This is a genomic window from Halobacteriovorax sp. DPLXC-1 (genome assembly GCF_036903125.1).
GTDB classification, from domain to species: domain Bacteria; phylum Bdellovibrionota; class Bacteriovoracia; order Bacteriovoracales; family Bacteriovoracaceae; genus Halobacteriovorax_A; species Halobacteriovorax_A vibrionivorans.
Genome location: NZ_JAYMCO010000002.1, coordinates 296,872 through 319,201 on the forward strand (window position 1 = coordinate 296,872; position 22,330 = coordinate 319,201).

Sequence of the window (22,330 nt, forward strand, 5' to 3'; positions counted from 1 at the left end):
ATCGACGTACCTCAACATTTACCTAATCGTTATTTCAGAATCTTTATAATCAATATTTAAATCTTTAGATTCTAAGTCATGAGACATAATCTCTTTTGACAGCGGTCTAGTTACAAGTCGATTAAAAGTTGAGGCAAGTGGCCTTGCACCGTAATCTTCACTATAACCTTGCTCGTTTAATCTCGCTCTTACACTATCAGAGATATTAACCTTCAGTTTACGTGCAAGAAGTCTCGAGTTTAATTCTTTGATCTGCTTATCAATTAGTGAATTCATAATTGAGCGATCAAGCGGATTATAGTCTAAGACTGCATCAAGACGGCCTAAAACTTCTGGCTTAAATGCATGTTCAACATTCTTAGCATTTGTTGTTAGAAGAATAATTGTGTTTTTAAAATCAATCGTTCTTCCTTTATTATCAGTTAGCCTCCCGTCATCAAGGATTTGGAGTAGAATATCTCCAAAGTCACGATGGGCCTTCTCGATTTCATCAAAAAGGATAACAGAGTAAGGGTGGCGTCTGATAGCTTCAGTTAAAACACCACCCTCTTCGTAGCCGACGTAACCAGGAGCGGCACCTATAAGCTTACTAACAGAGTGTTTTTCACTATATTCTGATAAATCAAAGCGAATTAAGTTATCTTGTGTATCAAATAAGAATTCACACAATGCTTTTGCTGTTTCAGTTTTCCCAACACCACTTGGACCTTTTAACAAGAATGAGCCTAATGGACGAGATGGGTCTGTTAGTCCAGCATGAGAAGTAATGACAGTATCAGCAATTTCTTGTAATGCTTCATCTTGTCCAAAAACACGTGACTTTAAAAATCCTTCAAGTTGAAGAATTTGAGATTGTCTCGACTTTAAGATCTTCTCAACAGGAATTCCCTTTTGTCTTGAGATAACCATTGCAATATCTTTAGTTGCAAGAATCCAGTCATGATGACAAGACTCTAGTTCTTTTTCAATCTCAGGTAGTCTTGAATACTTAATCTCACTAGCTTTTTCATAGTCTTGATTTCTTTCTGCTGCTTCAAGTTCAAAAGTTAAACGGTCACACTGATTCTTAAGTTCAGAGACTCTTTTAAGAGAGAGAACTTCATCTTCCCATTTTGCTTTTTGTTCATTGAACTTATCTTCAAGCTCTTTTATTTCAGAGCTTAGTTTTTCATTTTCCTTATCAATTTGAGCATTTACTTTCTTAGAGCGTATCTCTGCCTCTAGCTCTACTAACTTAGCAGGCATGGCCTCAGCTGAAAGCTTTAGCGCACTTGCAGCTTCATCCACAAGGTCGATGGCCTTATCCGGTAAATTCTTATCAGTTATATACTGATCAGAGAGTATCACTGAATTAAAGATGGCCTCATCAGAAATTTTAATACCATGGTGAATTTCAAGCTTATCGCGTATCCCCATTAAAATTTCAATGGCATCTTCTTTTGATGGCTCATTAACCGGTACAGCTCTAAATCTTCTCTCAAGAGCACTATCACCTAAGATATATTTCTGATATTCTTCATCAGTTGTAGCACCAATACAATTTAGCTCCCCTCTAGCAAGGGCCGGCTTCAGAAGGTTGGCCGCATCCATTGCACCATCAGTTTTACCTGCACCAACAAGTTGATGGATCTCATCGATAAAGAGAATCGAAGTGGCTGCATTCTTTTTAATATATTTTAAAAGCTTTTGTAGTCGCTCTTCAAACTCTCCGCGAAACTTAGTTCCGGCCATTAGAGCTCCCATATCAAGAGCATAAACAGTCTTTCCTTCTAATACATCTGCAACCTTGCCTTTAACAATCATCTCAGCAAGACCTTCAACAATTGCAGTCTTACCAACACCGGCAGGCCCTACAAGAACAGGGTTATTCTTTCCACGTCTTCCTAGGATCTCCATTACCGCACGAATTTCTTTTGAGCGGCCAATAACTGGATCAAGCTTACCTTCTTGTGCCATTTCATTAAGATTTGTTAAGAATGATGGCACTTCATCTTCCTCATCACCATCAAAGTTTTGAGAGAAAATTGTAGGATCAATATTCAAGCTTGGAAGAATCGTAATGATATTCTTTAGTAAATCTGTCTCTGAAATTTCCTGGCGTCCACTCTGTATTGCATTAGAAGATGCAAGAGTTAACCACTTACTGAGTCCAGCAGTCGGTCTTATATTATCAAGTGCCACTTCACTTGATGCCTGAGGAAGGCGATCAACTTCTGTCTTAATCTCTTTCAGTTTATTCTTAAGAGATCTTGAAGAGAAAGAAGATGGATTCTTCACTAGTCCATAGGCAAGGTGCCATTCGGATAGTTGAGTATTCTTCTTTTCCATAAGAAGAGTTTGGGCAATGTCCAAACTTCCTGCAACGATTGAATCGTACTTATTCATAAAAATCCTCCGCGTAAATTTTGGGCATAAACACCTAAAATTATGAGGTATTTTTCCCCTTCTATAAATAAGATGGGAGCTCATTTATAATTGTCAAGGTAACCAATTAATTTTTTTTCGTAATAAAAAGAGTGTTTATGTATAAAACTTTTATCCAATTTTTCCTTATACTTTTAACTATTTGCAAAGTTCAAGTGCTTGCAAATGAAATCGTCCCTCTCGACTTAAGTACACCTAGAGCGACAATGAATTACTATCTCAAGAATATGAAGGCCTATAAACTAGGAAACAACCTTGGACTAGAATATGCCATAAAGACTTTTGATGGTAGTTATCTTCCGGAATCAGTTAGAGAAGTTAAACTTAAAGACTATGCTCAAACGTTGATAACGGTTCTTGATCGTATTGAATATATCGATGTAAAGAAAATCCCTAAGAAGCCTAATACAGATATTTGGTACTACCGCAAATCTAAGGTCCATGTTGATGGTGATGATCATCAAGTCGAAATTTCTTTACAAAAATTTGAAAGAGATGAGAAAATTGTTTGGCTCTTTACTGAAGAAACAACGAAATCACTATATCACTACGACTTATCACTTAGAGGAAAACAAACGGCCAAAGACGTTGTTTACAGTAAGTCCATAAAAGATCGACTTAAAGAGTATCTTCCTCCATGGACATTTCATCAAAGATTTCTTCTTTTAAATATCCATTGGATTCTATTAATTATAATTACTCTTATAAGCTTTGTTTTTGACCGTATTGTACGTCACTATATTGCAGTTAAAGCAATTTCAATCCTAAAAAAGAGAAATATAAGCTTTACTGAAAAACAACAAAACCGACTGACTGCACCTTTTGGAATTGTTACCTTTGTTTATATTTTTAAAACATTATGTACATGGATTGATTTACCGACTGACGCTCTTGTTCTTATCATAAAAGCCTGTGACATCATTTTTGCTGTCGCGATGATTATGATCTTAAACGAGCTACTAACGGTCATTTGTCTCTACCTAGAAGATAAGGCCCGTGATACTGAGAATAAATTCGATGATATTATTGTTCCCCTTGTAAGAAAAACTGCAAGATTCTTTATTTTTGCTGTTGGTATCATTTTCATTGGTGATGCACTAGAGCTGGATATGAAATCCATCCTAGCAGGTATGGGAATTGGTGGTATTGCTTTTGCTCTTGCAGCAAAGGATACAATTTCAAATCTCTTTGGTTCATTCACAGTATTATTTGATAATCCATTTACTATTGGTGACTGGGTTAAGATCAATGATGATATTGAAGGGATTGTAGAAGAAGTTGGAATGAGATCAACTCGTATTAGAACATTTTATAATTCAGTTTTATCTGTTCCAAATGGTACTCTTATCAATGCAAATATCGATAACCTTGGAAGACGTCGCTATCGTAGATTTAATACAAACTTAGGTATTGATTATGCTACTCCACCAGAAAAAATTGAAAACTTTTGTGAGAGTATAAGACAAATCATCATCGCTCATCCATTTACACGTAAGGATAACTTTCAAGTATATTTTAATGGAATGGGTGCAAGCTCTCTTAATATTCTTGTTTATATGTTCTGGGAAGTTCCATCATGGGATGACGAATTACATGAAAAACATAAATTTCTATTAGATATTTTAAAAGTTGCAAGAAAGCACGGTATTAACTTTGCCTTCCCTACTCAAACTCTACATGTACAAAAAGATCCAGGTGTTACTTATTCACCTGAAGATGTTAACTTTGAGATGTCGAAACAAGTTGCTAAGTCACTTGAAAATGAGCGTTGGCACGCACCAAATCGTTCATCTATTGATCGTTTAAAGTAATTCTATATTGGCCTTAGGGTTAAAACCTTAGGGCCAGATTTCTTAACTAAATCAAAGTTGAAAATCTGATAACGATATTCATCATTAAAAAATCTTTCTCTTTGGTTGTCATAGTATGGCGATAACATATGTCCAGAATTACCAAGAGGTAAGATGCCATATGAAAGATCAACATTAGCAAAATCAACAAGGCGTCTCGTACTTGGCCCAGTCACTGGAGTGTGGCCCTTATTACATTTTACACGCCTGATATGGTTAATACTATTGATTGAGCCATTTGCTTCATACGGCCCATGAGAAAAAATCTTTGCTAAGAATTTATTCTTTTCAAACGGATGAACGAATTTAAGTTTGTGAACACGGCCCCATCGCCATGTACTAATATCATCACCAAGTAATCCTTTAAGGTAAGATACCGTTGACTTAAATGCCATCATCAAAATATCGTCACGGCCTTCAATTGGTGCTGTTTTTTCAATATCCCACCAAAAGTCATCAGGCCTTTCTAGCAATCTGTAATAATAAGTCCAAGAATTAATGGCCTTACAATAATTCAGATAATTATCGCCCATTTCATCCATTAGAAGTTTTCTTATTCTGATATTCATTTCATGAAAGATCGTTGGCCCAACTTGATCCTTACGTGAATGACCTTTCCACGAAAGAAGTGTCTCAAGTGCCTTACTTTCATATTGCGATAATTTAGAATTCTTAGCGGCATTTCCTATAAGTTTTAAAAGAGTTGCATTATGACTACTAAAGCTAGCTGTTTGTACCATCTTCTGAGAGTCGATATCCCAATTCTTACGTAACTTAAGAGATTCGAGAATTGTGTTGTAGCGATTATCAGAATGCCAGCCACCACGATGATAAATCCCTTCCTTCATCGTTTTTGGAGCATCATTGGCCGAGACCACAAAACCATTCTCCGGGTTTATCTCATGAGGCTTATCATCGAAATCATAAGCTCCTAAGATCTTACGATCAGCACTTTGTACAAGATCAGACTCATAAGGATGAGATCTATTATAGCTATCACCCATAACTAAACGAGCTACATTTCCCTTGGCATCAGCATATACAATATTAAGCCCAGGAGACTTAACAATACTTGTTGCTTTTTTTATCTCTTCAAAACTTTTAGCGCGGCCTAGCCCATAGAAGCCTTCAATTGGCTTATTACCTAGTTGAAAAAAACTAAAGTGTGCTGCTATATTCTTTGAATCCTTATTTACTGTTTTTACAATTTCATCAACAATAGGGCCTTTTTCAGACCACTTAAGGTTAAAGTTAATAGGAGTCGAACCTTTTACTTTTATGACAGAATTTTCAACACGAACAATATCAAAATCGTCGTCTAATTGATAAAGATCCACATCATCTGTATAGCTAATTGTTAATCCCCAACCGTGATTACGATTATGTCCCATTCCAGGGAAAGGAATCATTGGAAGAAAATGGCCATACATATGAAAACCTTCTTCTTCATTTTTAATATTGGCCTCATACCATATATTAGGTGCTGAAAATTTAATATGTGGATCACTTGCTAAAATTGGCTTACCTGATCGAGTTTTATCCCCGCTTATGGCCCATGCATTAGAGCCTGAGAAAGTACCAATCCCTTCAAGAAGATCATCGTAGTCAATAAATTGAGCTTCTACGACACGACGAAGACGATGAGATAAATCAACTTCATTATTTGCAAAGAGATATTTTAAATCACGGTGTTTTACGTCGGCCATGATTTGTTGATAAGCAATCTCATTTCTCATAAATGGAGAAAAGCTATAATTTAAATAGACAAAGACACCATAGATATCTTCTAGATTAATTTTCTTAGGCTTGATTCCAAGTATAAAATATTCAATCGGTCGAATGCTGTTTTCTAAGTAATAATTATAACCAGCGATAAATGATTTGAGATCTTTGCGAACGACAGGATCAAGATTTGTAAGAATATCATTGCGTATATAGCTTGAATTGAGAGTTCTAAATAATTTATCAGCAGCAACTAAGTCAGGCCCAAGAATTTCAGAAAGTCGTCCTTGTCCTGCGCGAGCAATTAGCTCGTATTGAAAAGCTCTATCACTTGCCATTGAAAAGCCAAGTGCATAATTCATATCATGTCTTGTTTTAGCATCGATATGAACAACACCTTCGTGGTCACGATAGATTTGAACTTCATTATCGATATCACCAATTTTTAAACTTCCTTCCATAACTGGAAATGAGCCTAACAAGAGGAAGTATACAGTAGTTATTAATAAGAATACGGCCCCAAGTAGTGATAAGATAATTTTTTTCATAGTTAACTCTTAAAAAGTTTTTTCTCTTTAACGTGATCAGCAACGACTTTTGGAAGCTTATCTTCCCAGCCTTTTTGATCTTTTTGAATCATTTCAATAACTGTACGAGACCAAATACCTGATGATTTGAAATCAAATCCCTCTAAATCAACGATGAGTCCATTATCTCTTAGGTACTTAACAAGATACTCAAGAGTTGGATCGTATTTAACATCAGAGAAGCCTAGACGATTATTTGCATCATTATCATCGGCACATGGATATAGAAATAATTTAGTATTAAGGCCAAATAACTCACCAAGGCCACCTAAGATCCCATATGAAGTATCTTCATAGTGCTTGATATTTAGAATTTCATTTAAGTTATATGTATTTGTAATAAACGCAATTTGGCTTTTAGAAATTGGTTGTAGAAATTGATTAAGTTCAAAGTATGATGCGAAATTAGTAATAAGAACTTTTTGCTTAAGTTTTGTAAGTAGATCAACTCTTGCTAAGAAGTCTGCATTATCGATTGCAGAGCTTCGAGATAAAAGCTTTGACATCGAAATCTCAGATAACGTCACAACGTTTTCACATTTTTCAGTAGTACACAAATGTTCACGACCAACTTTAAGGGCATCTAAATTTCCTTTTGTCGGTGGCCTAAAAGATCCTCTAAGAACCACTAGAGGCTTTCGATAGAGATAATCCTTAATTTGAACAACACTTCCATTCTCATCAAACATAACTGCAGATGTGAATTTTCTTTTTACAAGTTCAAGAGAAAGTATTCTTGGATCAAGGCCTTCAAATGCAGGGCCACGTACATCAATCATATCAATCAACAAACGACTTGTAGAAAGGTTATCCATAAGAGATGAAACGAGTCTTGATGTATCATTTGAATTATAGAAACAGCTGTGAATCATATTCACACCTAAGAAACCAACGGCCTCTTGTTGCTGTAGGTTTTCTTGATCTAACATTTTAACGTGAAGAATAAGGTCAGAAGGCTGTGCTCCTGGAGCGTGTTGAAAACGAACACCTAACCAGCCATGACATTCACCTTTGCCAGAATAGCTCTTTGCGGCCACTGTATCGGCAAAGCAAAAGAACTTAGTTGAGTCATCGCGTGAGTCCTTTAGACGATCATATGTTTTTGAAAATTCAGTCTCAAGCATTTTATTCAAACGACCTAATGAAACATAACGCTTTGTCTCTTCAATCCCATAAATTGAATCAGAGATCTGCATATCATAGGCCGACATTGTCTTTGCAACAGTACCAGCAGCTCCACCTGCTCTAAAGAACTCTCTGGCCACTTCCTGACCTGCCCCAATTTCGGCAAAGCTTCCATAGACAGAGTTGTCGAGGTTAATTTGTAGTGCTTTTTGTTTTGCTGATAGAATCTGGCAAAAATCCATGTGTAATCTTCCTTAAACTTGGCTTAAATAATTGAAATCTTACTCATATAATACCAGTTTAAAACTTCAAATGGCAAAGTTAGGACACAAGAAATCAGCAATTGTGACAAAATAATTTATCCTAAAAGCAATAAAATGCGTTGGAATTGGCCAGTAATTCCCGTTATTTGGCAACCTTGCTAAAAATTGACATGGATTTGTCGATATGAACAATGAAAGGATGATACAATATCCTTAAGAAAGGAGATGGAACTATATGTGGATTCCAGTAATTATTGTCGGTATTTTAGTAGGAATTGCTTCAGTCAAAGAGAAGCAGGCCCGCGAAAAAAGAGCAAAGGCCTACATCCCTATTAAATCAAAAAATTAATTCTTGTCATTAATTCTTAGCAAAATTAATCGCACACTCTTTTGCAAAATAAGTCAAAATCATGTCACAACCTGCACGCTTGAAGCTTGTTAGCATTTCAAGACTTACAGCTTCGCCATCTATCCAGCCTTTTTCAGCTGCGGCCTTAACCATGGCATACTCGCCAGAAACATTATAAGCAGCAACTGGAAGATTCGTTCTCTCTTTCATTTTTGCAATAACATCAAGGTAGCTTATTCCTGGTTTCACCATAAGAATATCTGCACCCTCTGCCTCATCAAGTTCAATCTCTCGTAGAGCTTCAGTAAGATTAGCAGGGTCCATTTGATAAGTTTTCTTATCACCGGCCTTAGGTGCGCTATCAAGAGCATCCCTAAAAGGTCCATAGAATGCCGAAGCATACTTGGCCGTATAAGACATGATTTGAGTTTTATGAAAGCCTTCACTATCTAGCGTTTCACGAATATGTCCAACTCTTCCATCCATCATATCACTTGGGCCAATAATATCACTTCCGGCCTGGGCCTGAGATAGTGCCATAGCAGAGAGAATATCTAAGGTCTCATCATTTAAGATTTCGCCAGTTTTTTCACAAACAATACCATCATGGCCATCGCTAGAATACGGATCCATCGCAACATCTGTCATAATTAGCATATCTGGACATGCATCTTTTATATCTTTAATTGTCTTTTGAAGAAGTCCATTAGGGTTCTTTGATTCAGTAGCAAGACGATCCTTGATTGAATCATCTAGGGCCGGAAATAATGAGACGCACTTAACACCAAGATTCCATAGCTCTTTGACCTCTTTTACAATTAAGTCGCGACTAAAACGACTAATTCCTGGCATAGAATCAACAGGAATGATCTGATCCTTACCCTCTACAATAAAAAGAGGCATGATTAAATCATCAACTGTTAAGATCGTTTCACGCATAAGAGATCTCATTGCGTGGTTTTTGCGATTACGACGAGGTCTAATATTATTTAAATACATATATTATAATCCCATTTGTAACTTAGTTTTATATGCGAGAGCATACATGGAAATTTGCTTAATCATACTTGATAGGCCGTTAGCACGTGACATTGATAAGTGCTGTCTTAAGCCGATCGTATCGAGAAAGTCTGGTTTCGTAGCAAGGATCTCATCAGGAGTAGCATCTGAGTAAATCCCAATAAGGATTGAAACAATACCTTTAACAATGGCCGCATCGCTATCTGCTTGGAAAATAACCTTACCATCTTTTAGCTCAGGGATAAGCCATACTTGAGACTGACATCCCTTAACCTTATATTCTTCTTTATATAATTCTTCAGGCAGTGCAGGCATTTTCTTTCCCATGGAAATAATATGCATGTAGCGGTCTTCCCAATCATTGAATTTATTAAACTCTTCCACAAGAGCATCAACTCTTTCTTGAATTTGCACAATAGGCTCCTTACCTTAAGGGTCTTTTAATATGGCAGGAGTTTAGCACTATTTAGATGATGCGTGAAGCAAACTCCAGCATTTTTTCGATTTGCTCAGCAATATGATCCACAAGATTTTGTAGTGCGATAAAGAATCCATAATTACCAACCTGATTGGTAATCATTGCAATCATAGACTCCAATAAGTCTAGATAAGGCTCTAAACCAAGCTTTTTGATAACAAGTTCAATATAATTGGCCACACCTTCCACGTCTTTACCTTCATTTGTTACTACATAGAGAGGATTCTTAATTGATGCCACGTAAACTCCTTAATTCATCATTCTTCTTTAATCTTATCATATAGACTATAAACTCGCTTCATTCCACGAATCAATTAAATTTGCGATTTTATTAAATTGTTCATGAAGCGGGCGATATTCCTTGGAATTATAATCATAAATAGACTTCTTAGCGGCCTGTGACTTTACGATTTGGGCCTTATTAAAGAATGGAGCAATATACTTATCGTTACCAGTAACTTTACGAATAAGTTCCTTAATCTCGTGTAGATCACTCTCCTCTTGCTTGCGTCTTGAGTCCATAAGATTTGGTATATGAGTGATAATTTCAGGAAGTTCTACTAATTCCATATCCTCGATATCCCCAAGCATGCGATAAAAATGCTCTAGGCCCTTCATTGAAAAATCATCAGGTCTAAATGGAACAATCACGCCATCGCTTGAGCAGATACTATTAACCACGAGAAGTCCCAGAGTTGGAGGGCAATCCACAAGAATATAATCATATCGTTTTCTAAGTCCGGCCTGTTCAATATATTTTTTTAGAATAGTTTGTCTTGGGGAGTTAACTGAAGCAACACAGAGTTCAAAACCAGAAAGCTCTTGGGCCGAAGGAAGAAGATCGACTCCCGCTTCAGTCTTGTAAACGACATTTTCAAAAATTACACTTGTATGCATCTGTTTCAATTCTTTAACTGTATTCAAAAGAAGATTAAAGATACTTTTCTCATTTTCTTCTCTTCCAAAAAGATAGGACATATTGGCCTGAGGATCCATATCCACGACAAGAACTTTATGACCCTTTTGAGCTAAAGCATAGGCCGTGTTAAAACACATCGTCGTCTTTCCGACGCCACCTTTTTGGTTTAGAAAAGATATGACCTTCCCTTTACCCTTATCATCAAGTTTTTGCTTATTTCGCCCAAAGAACATACTTCCCCCAATATGAATGTAAAATTCTTGGAAAGTATAACATAATTTTATTCAGAGACATACTGATCAGGGTCAATTTCAACAACACAGCGAAGGCCGACACGTGACGTTCTTGTTTCATCAGGATAAAGCTCGACTGTGTAGACACCACTTGCGTTAAGACGAGTGTAATCACCACCACTTACCATTGCTCCTGTTGTAACATTTGTGTATTCATTGAAGAAGCCATCATCATGGAGCTGTGAGTTAGTAAGTCCAGCACTTGAACCAATACGAAGAGTGTACTTCTCTAAAAGAGAATCGGCCGTGGCATTTCCATAGGCAGAAGTCGTAATAGGCATACCAAAGACGTAATTAAAATAGCGAGAACTATAGTATGACTGGTCTTCAAATAAGAAATTATCCAGCTCTCCCTCACAAGGAAGAGATGCGTCACTATCTTCACATGGCCCTATCGTATTATCCATTACATAATTTGCACTACCTGATCCATAAAGATCAGTATCAACAGATAAAATACTGGCAAAGTCATACGTAAAGTTTGCAGCATTAAATGTATAATCTGTACTAGAAATCTCTGCAATATTTCCAACAGCGTCCTGAATACCAAACATTGAAGTACAAGTTTCAGTAAAAGATGATCCTGTATACAGGGAGCGAATTCCAGAAGAATAAGTTCCAGGTATCGAGTGAACATCTGATGAACTGAGGTTATCAATATCCATATAAGAGCTATCAAGCCCACTTGCTAGAGAAGAATTACACTTACTTGATGAATTTAAAGAAAGACCTCTTTCAATTTCTTCAATTGAAGAATCAGAGATATTTCTTACATCCCAGGCCGAATAAGCGATTTGCTCATCACGTGTTGGCAGTTTGAAAGTCGTTCCAAGATTATAACCTGTAATTGCGTGTGTATTTGTCATGGCCGTACATGCAGCTGCCGCTTCGTCCATATCGACATTTGTAAGAGGAGGTAGATATGACTGAGAAGCAATAGCGCTATCGAGAGCTTGGCCTGTATAATCTAACCAAGTTGAACCACCATCATTTACCTTACATAGGCCAGAGTTTCGCTCATAAAAGATATCACCTACATTAGCAGCAGAAACACCGACAGCGGACTGACCAACACATTGTCCATCCGATGTGCTACAACCAGTTTTTGTATATGGGCACCCCATTTCAAAACGAGGAACGATTAAATCTTTCCCAAAGTCATATACTGTATATCCAAGCGTTGCATTATTTTCATCACCAAGACCTGCATATTCACAAATATAGTCACTATCTATAAATGGTGTCGAATGCATCATTGTACAAGCTTTCTTATTAACCATCCAACGGTGAACAAATGCATAATTTTCAGCAGGTGCAATAACTCTCACCTTTGCAACTTTATTATTTGTTGTAATTTCTAATTCTTCTGTTGCACCTAATTGATTTGTATAACTAAGTACCGGTCTAACTTCATAGATATATGTATGATTTGGTACTGGTGCAAGACGTGAGTTTTGACCATTATCAACATAAGTCGTTGAAGATGTAATTAAGTTGCGATTAATTGGCTTATTATAATTAAAGCTATTCACCATTCCAGCTTGCTTGCGATAAACATTATAACCTTGGATTGCCCCAGAAGTGTTTACTGTAAAGTCTTCCCATTCCAGAGTTACTTTTGATGTTCCGTGATAAGGAATCCAATCAGAACCATCAGAATAAAAACAATCTGTTCCAGTTGTTGGCTCATATGCTGTGTTAAATAGGAACTTACCTTTATTTTCACTTGCAACAAGAGTTTCCGTTTGAGAATTAAAAACAACACTTACAGAACCTGTTGCTGTGTCATCATATGTTACATCACCAATACAACTTCCACTTCCTAGATCGTCACAAGTTGTTGTTGGATCATCTAGGATTCCACTAGTTGTATATTGGCGATTAACTTCACTAATATTACAAGCTACTTGCTTAGAAATTAAAACCCAGTCAGAAGGTGTTGTACCTGTTGAATAATAACACTGGTTTGAAGATGTACGATAAACTGCTCCGGCTACATCAGGTGTAACTAAACCACTTGGATCAGATGCACCATAACACTCCTGACCGCTTTGGCACTTCGTTAATGAGTGAGAGCATGTAAAGCTATCTTCAACTCGAACTCCATAATGATTAACTTTTGTTCCAATCGATTTAATATTGGCCCAACCATTGTGTGTAATTGTCTGAGGCTCAACTCTTACATTAAAGCTTATTGTTGTACGTGGAGTACCTGTTCCATTGTCCACAATATCAAACGAAATCGTCGACTCTCCAAATTGAGAAGAAGTAGGAATCATTTTAATTCTTAATTTTTCGTTAGCAGAAGCACCACTATTAATAATTCCACCACTTGGTCCATTAACAGAGATATCATTGTAATTCCCATCTAAGTTTACATCTTTTAAGAAGTAAATATTTGCAGGATTAATTAGAACACTATTTGTAGAAGTAATATTTTCAACAACAATATCTTGAGCGGACTCATTTGCAATAGATCCACCTTCACTCACAATGACATTATCAATTATTACATTTTCTTTTTCACCAATGACAACATCACCAATGTAGCTTGCATTTTGGTTTCCATTATTTGTCGCAATTTCCCATGACGCCGTATTTGATGACTCATAACAAAGACTATTTGTGCGATCATAGTAAATTACAGGATTTGAAGTCGTGTGAGATGTAGGATTAAAACTTGGTGCACCCTCCCCAATACAATCGTTAACTCCACATTCAGTGCGTCCTTCTCTCCTATTATATTGAGAGTACTGACAGATAACTGGAGCATCAGAAGTTTCAGTAACAGTTACATCCAGAGTAGATATAGTCGATTCTGCACTTGCAGTATCTCTTACGACAAATTGAAAATTATCAGGTGTTCCAATAACACTATTGGCACTATTTCCATTAATTGTTGTATATAAACAAGTAATGTCACCACTTGTATCAATTGCACAATCACTAATTGTTCCCTCACTTCCTGTGACACTAGAATTACCGGCCATTGTGTTAACACGTGTAGCTCCGTCTAAGAAGTAAACTTGTAGACCTGTAAGAGAATTATCAACATCAGAAACTGTTCCAAGATTAATTGTTTCAGAAACAGCATTCCAATCCGTTGACTCATCCATTGTATGAGTAAATGTACTACTAGAAATTACTGGAGGGTCATTTTTAGCATTAATTACAATAGTAATATAGCCTGTAGAATGAAAAGTTGGTAGGCCATCAGCAATCTCATACTCTACAGAGAATGTACCGTTAGCATCACCATCAAAAACAATATTACATAAGAAGCTATCATCTACGGCCGCTGGTGAATCACAATTAGAGCTTTGAATATCAGGGAATGCTGCAAGATTCTTAAGACGATATCTTAAATCAGAAGATAAGAATCCACCATGACCATCATCACTTGCAGTTGGAAAAGAAAAATAAGCTGTCGTCGTCGATGAAGGCAATCCAGAGTCATCCTCATCAACAGTTATAACAAGAGAGCTTCCCGGAACAGGATCATCGTCAACAGCATTTATTAAAGCACTAGCAACACCTGTATTTGAATATTGCCCATTAGCATAAATTTGATATTCAACTAAGTCTTCTGCAACTGTATTAAAGTAATCCTTATCCGTTACAATATTTAACGTACACTTACCTAGTGAACATGTACATGTGACATTTGAGTTTTGAACGCTTGCGTGTATTGAAGTTGCACTACAAAATGTTGCAAAGTCTCCATCGTAATCAAAATACCCTGTTAATGGATTTTCATTTACTTCGCTGTCAAATTCAAAACTAATAACGTCATCTTCGTTTACTGTAGCAGTTCTTGTTGAAGTGATTCGTGGTGCTTGATCAACGTTTGTTACATCAATATAAATACGAGAAGTCGCACTATCACCATCATCATCTGATAAGTAGAGATCAACAAAAGTTGAACCATTTGTATTTCTAGATGGTTCAATATCAACAGTACAAGTACCACTTGCACATGCACATGTTGCTCCTAGTGTTTTTAATCCAGGAGTAACTGACTCAGGAGTATTTGCACCTGTAACTGAAGCATTTAAAATTGCTCCTACAGTTGGATCTGAGTTAATTGCATTTGTAATTTGAAGTGATGTTGAAAAACCAGAATCAATTTCAACAGTGATTGTATTACCAATAATTGAAGCTGTTTCCCCACCAGAGATAATTGAAGGATTATCGACAATTTCAAAAAATAAAGTTGGGTAATTTATAGAGTTTTGCCAAGTATTAACTTTTTCAATAGTAACAGAGCCTACTGTTAAGCTTTGATTAAGCCCTGTTCCACTATCAACAACTGTACACGAAGTTGGCACACCATTATTTTGATCGGTATATTCAACTTGATAACTAGTTTTAACAGTGTTTTCAACTATTGTAAGAGCATTAGTCGTTACTACTGGAGCTTTGGGAGAAACATCAAGAACACACGTGCGGCGAACTTCATCAAAGTAATGGCCATCATTACAGTTTGCCTGCTTTAGTGAATTCATCTGCGGAGTACAAGAAATTAGTCCCACAATAAATAATGTTAAGATTAAAATTCGATTCATATCTTTCCCAAATATCCCAATAACTTATCGCCATTTAAATTCTTTACTTTAAAGAAAGACTTACGTTATTTCAGTATTATAGAAGATTTCCTCTTCAGAACAGAAAAGATCGTTTTTTCAGATACTTACATAGACACGATTAAGGCAAATCGCCCAGATACTCTGGCGAAACGCTCAACTACTGACAGAACTCAAAGTTCGAATTTAGGCTACAAAGGGCCTTTTTCATCTGCTTATTCTCATCTTTAAGCTCTTTAACTTGATTTTTTAGGACCTCATTATCTTCTTTTAATGAAGCAATTTGACGAGTGTTTTCAATTACACTTTCACTCATTCCTTCACTCATCGTTTTATACATATCAAGATTCTTATCCAACTCTTTTACCGCTTCAATTAATGGAGAAACTAAAACAGCATAATCCACGGCCAGCCATCCTTCACTATTTTCAATAACGGCCGTAGGAAATTGTCTTTGTACATCTTGAGCGATAACACCAATAGAATGCTTGCCAGGAGAAACAGACTTTTCATTCCAATCAAATTCAACTCCATTTAAGGCTTTAATTTTATCTAAGGCATTATCAATATTGACGACATTATCTTTTAATCTTTTATCTGAAGTACAATTTGTTGCACCAGCTCCGCCACCAAGAGTACAATCAGTTGAGCCTTCAACTCTTAAGTTTCCAACAACATGAAGTCTTTCAGTTGGAGCAGCTGAACCTATCCCCACGTTACCAGTGCCCATAATTTTCATTCTTTCTGCGTCATCCGTATAAAAAGATATCGGTAGAGCTGAAGTTACACTTCCTCCAGTATTAATATTACCGAGGTGAATTCCAGTTGAATCATCAACTAGAATTTCAAAGTTATCATCTGTTCCACCTTTAAAAACAACTTCATTTGATGCACCTGTTGCAACAACGCGATCACTTGCAGTTAAGACTCCAAAAGTCGCTGTACTTGAACCAGTGATACTGTTGACAGTAATTGTATCTGCAGTAAGGCTTCCACCTGAAACAGTGGCCCCTCCAGTAAGAGAAGCAAGTCCTGAAACAAGTAGTGTTCCACTAATATCAGCATTACCATTATTATCTAAAAGACCTGTATTAGTGATTCCTCCCTCAGAAACAAGAGAATCAACTGTAGCAACGGCATTCACATCAATAGTATTATTAAAAACTGACGTTCCAGCTTGAGTTAAGCTACCAGTCATTGAAACATTTGCAAAACTAGATGTACCAGCTACTGTTAAATTATTATTTATTTGTGTATCACCGCCTACAACTAGTGCATTTGTCGACCCATCAGCAATTGCAGAGTTTCCAACAAGAAGTCTACCATCATGAGTGAGAAGCATATTTTCTTGTAGAGTCGATGTTGTATTTGCAGTTGTAGAAAAACTTAATTGAGTACCAAGGTTTGTTGCTGAAAAGCCTTCAGTTGCAGTTGCTCTAATTGAAGCACTATTAGCAATACCTGTACCGACATCTCCACCAAAGTTGAATTGTCCAAGAACATCACCAGAGCCAGTATTTGCTGCTGCTGTCGTTGTTCCTCTCGAACTTGCAAGATTGATTGAAGATTGATTTCCACCATAAGAATAAAATTGTCCAACAGCATCTGCAGCATTACTTCTTACATCAAGTTGTGCTGTTGCAGTGTAATCACCAGAATTTGCACTATGGCCAAATGATAAGTAACCATTCTCATCATAGATTACATAATCAGAAGTTACAGATTGAAATGCCACATCTCCTGTACCGCTTCCACCACCACGGATAGTCGTCGTTCCAGTATTTGTCATATTAGTTGCATTTACATTTGTTATACCTGAACCATCACCTATAAGAGCTGCTGCAGTGATAGTGCCATCAACATCAAGATTCGTTGAAAAACGGCCATTACCATAAGTTTCAAAAGTATATGAACCAGAAGGAGTTGATCCGATACCAACTTCTCCATCCATTGAAATATAGAGTTCTGCATTATTCCAGAAGTCTGGATCTAGACTCCCCTGACGATCAACATCAATGAAGAAATACTCTGCTTGGTCTTGATTAGTATTTGTCGTACTAAAAATTCCCATCGTAGCATTCTGTTCCTGTCTTAAACCAAAAGACATTGCTCTTGACCAATTAGATGTAATTCCAAAAGGAACATCACCACCAATATTAAATAGAATACTATCTTCTGCTGTTGCAGGGTTTACTGTTGCACGGCCTAAATTAAATTTTGCAGGACCTGCTACCGGATTCTCCGAGATCGTTACTTGTCCAGTACCAGTGCGAAGAATATCTGATCCACTGACACTCCATGGCCCAACATATGAACCACTTCCTGATTGAAGATCCCACTTTCCAGTAATGGAATTAAAACGAATAATATCACCTGCTGTATAGGTTTCAATATTTCCATCACCATTAAGATCACCTGTTACTGGTGCAGCATCATTGACGACATAGAAGTCACCATTATTTAATCCACTGATTGATGGTTGAGTAATACCTCCACCTGGATCAACTTCAATACGGCCAAGGTAATTACTACCTCCCGTATAATTAACAGCAACCCAAGAAGTTCCATCATATTGAAGGACCTGGCCAGCTGAAGAAGCACCAAGCGAGCTTAATTTAGAATTTGTTATACTTCCGTCTTGAATTTTACTTGTAGAAATTGAATCATTTTGAACATCAAAACTAATACTCGTTGTCGATTGTCCAAAAGCATCAGTTATCACTAAGTCATAAATGAAGCCACTTAAAAGCTTCATTCCATTTGGTACCGATAATCGAAGTGTATTATTTGATTTAGATAAAATATTAAAATTGATAACTTGAGGGCCATATTTTGACTTAACTGAAGTTACTGTCGATAAATTAGTACCATTAATTGTCATTTCATTATTTGATACCTCTATTAAAGACACCTGATGCCTTTTTGAAATATCAGTCGTATCTGATGAATTAACGTCACTACGCCCTGTGTTTGTCGTAGGAACACAAGCAATAAGCGACATAATCATGAATAGAAATACTAAATGGTTTACTTTCATATATATAAATCCCTAATTTCATATCGGAGATTAATATTCAAAGTTAAATCTTATTCTAAATAATTAATATTACTGTATCAATTATCTCGGATAACAATAGAATAAAGGAGTATTTTTCAATGATTTCTTAAAGTTGGCTTTAGTAATAAAATATTAATATGAACGCTCATAGTAGAATATTGCAAACCATCCTTGCCATTACCCTCACTCTTGGACTCATCGGTAGTGCAAAAGCTGAAAGTAAACTCAACACAAATCTCGTCGTTGTTCAAAATGTCGCAAACGATGGCCTATCATTTGTTATTCGAAAAGGTAGACAAGACAATATTGTAAAAGGACAAAACTCTCTTTTTTCAAGTCGAAATATCTCATTTACAGCAAGAGCGATCTCCATTTCAAGTGAATACTCACAATGGATTGTAAATGATAACAAAATTAAAGTTCCATTTGAAAAAGGCCAAATCATCACTGTTAACTACTCTCCTGAAAGAGTGTGGTTAGAGATCCCAAAAATTATGGGAGATAAAAAGTACCAACAGATGCTGGCAAAAGAAGAAGCTTCTTTAAAAGAAAGACAATATCAAAAATACGATAATCGATTTGAATTATTCTATGCCAAATACCAAGGCCTAAGTGAATCGACGACAGATAGTTCAAATAATGATGGAACTAGAGTTAGCGACAGCTTTCGACTTAACTACGCCATTCCAATTAACCAAATGTTTCAAACAATTCTTGGTGCAAGGTATGACGTGGATCTTCTAACCCTACTAAATCCAAATGTAGAGCAAGAAACAAGAAGGATGCTTGCCACTGCAGGTTTAAAAATAAACTTTTCAAATGATTGGAGTTACCGATTTAGTTACTTTGTTCAACTTAGTGCTGGCTTTGGCCGCTCAGAAACTCTTATCCAAAATACAGCAAGGACAGGAACGGCCTTAGTTCTTCCTTCAGTTGGTCTTGGCCTAGAATACAAGGTCTCAACAAGCCAGTCCTTAATTTTCAAGTTAAACTTTGATGCAATCCAAGCAAACGAAGCTTACGCTGACGGCTTTGAGCAGTCCACAGACCTAACAATGTTAGGACTAAGCGTAGGTTATGCTTTTTAAAAGGATTATTTCTTAGAGTCACCTTCACCATCGTGAGGAATTGAAGGTTTAATGATCATCTCCATAATATATTCGATAAATGACTTCTTTGCGCTTACTTTATCTGCGGCCATAGCTGAATGAGAAATTGAAGTAACAATTAAAACTGTAGCAATAAGTAGTTTCATCTAAATCCCCTTCTAGGAAATATTCATTATTTATAAGATCAATAAATATAGATAAACATATAAAACACGTCTTGTCACATTCGTAAAAATAAAAAAGGCCCTCATTTTCAGAGGGCCTAATTTATTTCAAATTTTAAGTATTTATTACTTCTTAGCTGGACCTTTTACTTCAATAAGCTCAACTTCAAAAGTAAGAGTTGCTCCACCTGGAATTGAAGGAGGTGCACCTTGGTCACCATAAGCAAGCTCAGATGGAATAACTAGCTTGATTTTTCCACCTTCACCAATTAATTGCATCCCTTCTGTCCAACCTTTGATAACACGGTTAAGTGGGAATTCAATTGGCTTATTTCTCTTATATGAAGAATCAAATTCAGTACCATCTCTTAAAGTACCTTTATAGTGAACTTTAACTGTATCAGTTGGCTTAGCTTTCTTGCTAGAACCAGCTTCAATGATCTTATAAGCAAGACCTGATTCAGTCTTCTTAGCACCTTCTTTTGCAACGAACTCTTCTAAGTACTTTGCTCCAGCTTCTTTCTCACCTTGAGAAACTTCACTCATTCTCTTGTTTACGATATCTCTAAATTTGAATGCAAATGTTCTAGTATCAACATCTGTCTTCTTTTGTGAAATACCATCGCGTACACCTTGAACAAGGTTAGCAATTTCTTTGTCAGTAAGTTTAAAGTCCTTAAACCTTTGTCCATAAACATGTCCAACTGAATAGAAGATTTTGTCATTTTCAGTTTCTGGTTTAACTTCAGTATTTTTACTACATGAAATAAGGAGAATTGGCGCAATTGCCAGCGTTGTTAATAATTTCTTCATTTAACATCCTTTGTATAATTCTTTGAAGATTCCATTAATATTTAACTAATAATATAAATAGGTTAAATTGCTTTAGTCTGGTTTTCAAGCCTTAAATATTTTCATCCATTGCCTTATTTGCCAATAGGTCACAATGCTCATTTTGAGGATGGCCACTATGCCCTTTTACCCAACGAAATTGGAGATTAGAAAACTTCCCCGCTATTTCATCAAAACTTTGCCATAATTCTATATTTTCTGGAGTTTTCTTGTCGGCTTTTTTCCAACCGCGAGACTTCCAACCTGGTACCCACTTTGAAATACCATCAACAACATATTTTGAATCACTGTAAAGAAATGCAGCGTGTGATAGATCTAGGCCTTCTTCCTCAAGCTCATTAGCAAGGGCCTTTAGTGATTCAATGGCGCCTGTAAGCTCCATTCGATTATTAGTCGTTTGAAATTCAAATCCAGAACTTTCAAAAAAGACAACGCCATCTGGTCTTTGCCCCATTGCTCCCCAAGCACCTGGACCTGGATTTCCACGACATCCTCCATCACTATAGACAGTGTAGGCTCCAACCGCTTCCATAGGTACGCTAAAGCCGCTAGGATCACTTGAAACTCCAGTGTCAACTTCCTCTAGTAAATCTACGCTCTCTCTTAATTGGGCGATTGCATCATGATCTTCTTGTGTGTCTAGAACATTTTCTAAATAATCGAGTGTCTTTATAATTGCATTTTTCTTCATATTTTCTTTTCCATATCCTTTTAAGGCCCTAAGTATAAAACTTCATTTACAAAAAAGAAAACTTCCACCACAATTTCTTTATGAAATTTACGAAGCTCGAGTCTGGAAAATCAGTTAATAATCAAGAAATCACTGCATTTCGTAACGAAATAGATAGTGATCGCTATATTTATCTTATGGCCGGCGTACACGGTGATGAAATTGAAGGCGTACACTGCCTAAAAGAATTATATTCATGGCTTAAAGAACAGAGTGAAGAGGCCATAGACTTACCGCTTGTGGTTATTCCAATTGTTAACGTTGACGGAGTTCAAGCTGGTACTAGAGTCAATGCTAATGGTGTCGATCTAAATCGAAACCTTCCGACGGCAAGTTGGGACCCTAATTTTGAACAAGATAAGTATAATCCAGGCAAGGCACCACTTAGTGAGCCTGAAAATCAGTATTTAGATAAACTGTTTAAAGAATACCCACCTGCATTTATTCTTTCCATCCACTCTTGGAAGCCAATTATTAACTATAATGGTGATTGTAAAGATGTGGCCGAGCTCTTGGCCAAGCATAATGAATACCCTATAGCAGATGATATTGGATATCCGACTCCAGGATCTCTTGGGACATATGGAAGCATCGATCTAAAAGCTCCTGTTCTTACATTTGAATGTCCTACTGTGGATACAGGAATAACTGTAGAAGAAGTATGGCAAGAAAATGAAAAGGGTTTTAAAGCAATTTTAGAAGAGCCTATTCTTAAGCGCTTCCTCTAAATATTTACTCTTTACCATTTCTTAAGCTTCCTTAAACAATCTTAAGTCAATTTCGATGGCGGCGACTCCGTTAATA

At 36.6% G+C, this 22,330-nt stretch carries 15 protein-coding genes; 3 read left to right on the top strand and 12 right to left on the bottom strand.

All coding sequences use genetic code 11. The annotated features are described in order from the left end of the window. Positions 1–18: 18 nt before the first annotated feature. The gene (locus VCM44_RS09670) at positions 19–2,385 is read right to left on the bottom strand and encodes an ATP-dependent Clp protease ATP-binding subunit (RefSeq protein WP_334678684.1); all 2,367 of its coding nucleotides are present in this window, start codon (positions 2,383–2,385) and stop codon (positions 19–21) included. Positions 2,386–2,630: 245 nt separating this feature from the next. On the opposite strand from VCM44_RS09670, the gene VCM44_RS09675 reads away from it, so the two are divergent. Beyond that, positions 2,631–4,235 (top strand): mechanosensitive ion channel family protein, encoded by a 1,605-nt coding sequence (locus VCM44_RS09675; protein WP_334678685.1) that lies wholly within the window; start codon positions 2,631–2,633, stop codon positions 4,233–4,235. Positions 4,236–4,237: 2 nt separating this feature from the next. On the opposite strand, the gene VCM44_RS09680 is transcribed toward VCM44_RS09675, so the two are convergent. The 8 genes from VCM44_RS09680 to VCM44_RS09715 all read right to left on the bottom strand — a co-directional run bounded on the left by VCM44_RS09680 (position 4,238) and on the right by VCM44_RS09715 (position 18,650). Next, complete coding sequence (locus tag VCM44_RS09680; protein ID WP_334678686.1) at positions 4,238–6,544, bottom strand: penicillin acylase family protein; 2,307 nt, start codon at positions 6,542–6,544, stop codon at positions 4,238–4,240. Between the two features lie 2 nt (positions 6,545–6,546). Then, positions 6,547–7,950 carry a TonB-dependent receptor gene (locus tag VCM44_RS09685; protein ID WP_115363872.1) on the bottom strand — a complete coding sequence of 468 codons (1,404 nt, stop codon included), beginning with the start codon at positions 7,948–7,950 and terminating at the stop codon, positions 6,547–6,549. A 379-nt stretch (positions 7,951–8,329) separates the two neighbouring features. Continuing rightward, positions 8,330–9,319 carry a porphobilinogen synthase gene (gene hemB, locus VCM44_RS09690; protein WP_115363874.1) on the bottom strand — a complete coding sequence of 330 codons (990 nt, stop codon included), beginning with the start codon at positions 9,317–9,319 and terminating at the stop codon, positions 8,330–8,332. Between the two features lie 3 nt (positions 9,320–9,322). After that, positions 9,323–9,754, bottom strand: coding sequence for a SufE family protein (locus tag VCM44_RS09695; RefSeq protein WP_115363876.1), 432 nt, complete (start codon positions 9,752–9,754; stop codon positions 9,323–9,325). A gap of 52 nt (positions 9,755–9,806) precedes the next feature. Beyond that, on the bottom strand, positions 9,807–10,058 hold the full coding sequence (locus VCM44_RS09700; RefSeq protein WP_115363878.1) for a hypothetical protein: 252 nt from the start codon (positions 10,056–10,058) through the stop codon (positions 9,807–9,809). A 45-nt stretch (positions 10,059–10,103) separates the two neighbouring features. Continuing rightward, positions 10,104–10,970, bottom strand: a complete 867-nt coding sequence (locus VCM44_RS09705; RefSeq protein ID WP_115363880.1) for a ParA family protein — start codon at positions 10,968–10,970, stop codon at positions 10,104–10,106. Between the two features lie 47 nt (positions 10,971–11,017). Beyond that, positions 11,018–15,595 (bottom strand): hypothetical protein, encoded by a 4,578-nt coding sequence (locus tag VCM44_RS09710; protein WP_334678687.1) that lies wholly within the window; start codon positions 15,593–15,595, stop codon positions 11,018–11,020. Between the two features lie 178 nt (positions 15,596–15,773). Further along, positions 15,774–18,650 carry a tail fiber domain-containing protein gene (locus tag VCM44_RS09715; protein WP_334678688.1) on the bottom strand — a complete coding sequence of 959 codons (2,877 nt, stop codon included), beginning with the start codon at positions 18,648–18,650 and terminating at the stop codon, positions 15,774–15,776. A gap of 158 nt (positions 18,651–18,808) precedes the next feature. Between VCM44_RS09715 and VCM44_RS09720 the strand changes: the two genes are divergently transcribed. Continuing rightward, a complete protein-coding gene (locus VCM44_RS09720; RefSeq protein ID WP_133296995.1) occupies positions 18,809–19,759 on the top strand; it encodes a hypothetical protein in 951 nt (316 codons plus the stop codon). 5 nt (positions 19,760–19,764) lie between these two features. On the opposite strand, the gene VCM44_RS09725 is transcribed toward VCM44_RS09720, so the two are convergent. The 3 genes from VCM44_RS09725 to VCM44_RS09735 form a co-directional block, all read right to left on the bottom strand. After that, complete coding sequence (locus VCM44_RS09725; protein WP_158536930.1) at positions 19,765–19,926, bottom strand: hypothetical protein; 162 nt, start codon at positions 19,924–19,926, stop codon at positions 19,765–19,767. Between the two features lie 144 nt (positions 19,927–20,070). Beyond that, complete coding sequence (locus VCM44_RS09730) at positions 20,071–20,757, bottom strand: FKBP-type peptidyl-prolyl cis-trans isomerase (protein ID WP_115363888.1); 687 nt, start codon at positions 20,755–20,757, stop codon at positions 20,071–20,073. A 91-nt stretch (positions 20,758–20,848) separates the two neighbouring features. Continuing rightward, positions 20,849–21,328 carry a ribonuclease H family protein gene (locus tag VCM44_RS09735; RefSeq protein WP_115363977.1) on the bottom strand — a complete coding sequence of 160 codons (480 nt, stop codon included), beginning with the start codon at positions 21,326–21,328 and terminating at the stop codon, positions 20,849–20,851. A 239-nt stretch (positions 21,329–21,567) separates the two neighbouring features. Between VCM44_RS09735 and VCM44_RS09740 the strand changes: the two genes are divergently transcribed. Continuing rightward, positions 21,568–22,254 carry a M14 family murein peptide amidase A gene (locus VCM44_RS09740; protein ID WP_115363890.1) on the top strand — a complete coding sequence of 229 codons (687 nt, stop codon included), beginning with the start codon at positions 21,568–21,570 and terminating at the stop codon, positions 22,252–22,254. Positions 22,255–22,330 lie beyond the last annotated feature (76 nt).

Excerpts from the sequence above, each read along its gene's own strand:
- VCM44_RS09740 (WP_115363890.1), top strand. The coding sequence starts at position 21,568 with ATGAAATTTACGAAGCTCGAGTCTGGAAAATCAGTTAATAATCAAGAA.
- VCM44_RS09720 (WP_133296995.1), top strand. The coding sequence starts at position 18,809 with ATGAACGCTCATAGTAGAATATTGCAAACCATCCTTGCCATTACCCTC.
- VCM44_RS09685 (WP_115363872.1), bottom strand. The coding sequence starts at position 7,950 with ATGGATTTTTGCCAGATTCTATCAGCAAAACAAAAAGCACTACAAATT.
- VCM44_RS09670 (WP_334678684.1), bottom strand. The coding sequence starts at position 2,385 with ATGAATAAGTACGATTCAATCGTTGCAGGAAGTTTGGACATTGCCCAA.
- VCM44_RS09680 (WP_334678686.1), bottom strand. The coding sequence starts at position 6,544 with ATGAAAAAAATTATCTTATCACTACTTGGGGCCGTATTCTTATTAATA.
- VCM44_RS09675 (WP_334678685.1), top strand. The coding sequence starts at position 2,631 with ATGAATTACTATCTCAAGAATATGAAGGCCTATAAACTAGGAAACAAC.
- VCM44_RS09715 (WP_334678688.1), bottom strand. The coding sequence starts at position 18,650 with ATGAAAGTAAACCATTTAGTATTTCTATTCATGATTATGTCGCTTATT.
- VCM44_RS09705 (WP_115363880.1), bottom strand. The coding sequence starts at position 10,970 with ATGTTCTTTGGGCGAAATAAGCAAAAACTTGATGATAAGGGTAAAGGG.
- VCM44_RS09730 (WP_115363888.1), bottom strand. The coding sequence starts at position 20,757 with ATGAAGAAATTATTAACAACGCTGGCAATTGCGCCAATTCTCCTTATT.
- VCM44_RS09725 (WP_158536930.1), bottom strand. The coding sequence starts at position 19,926 with ATGAAACTACTTATTGCTACAGTTTTAATTGTTACTTCAATTTCTCAT.
- VCM44_RS09710 (WP_334678687.1), bottom strand. The coding sequence starts at position 15,595 with ATGAATCGAATTTTAATCTTAACATTATTTATTGTGGGACTAATTTCT.
- hemB (WP_115363874.1), bottom strand. The coding sequence starts at position 9,319 with ATGTATTTAAATAATATTAGACCTCGTCGTAATCGCAAAAACCACGCA.
- VCM44_RS09735 (WP_115363977.1), bottom strand. The coding sequence starts at position 21,328 with ATGGAAGCGGTTGGAGCCTACACTGTCTATAGTGATGGAGGATGTCGT.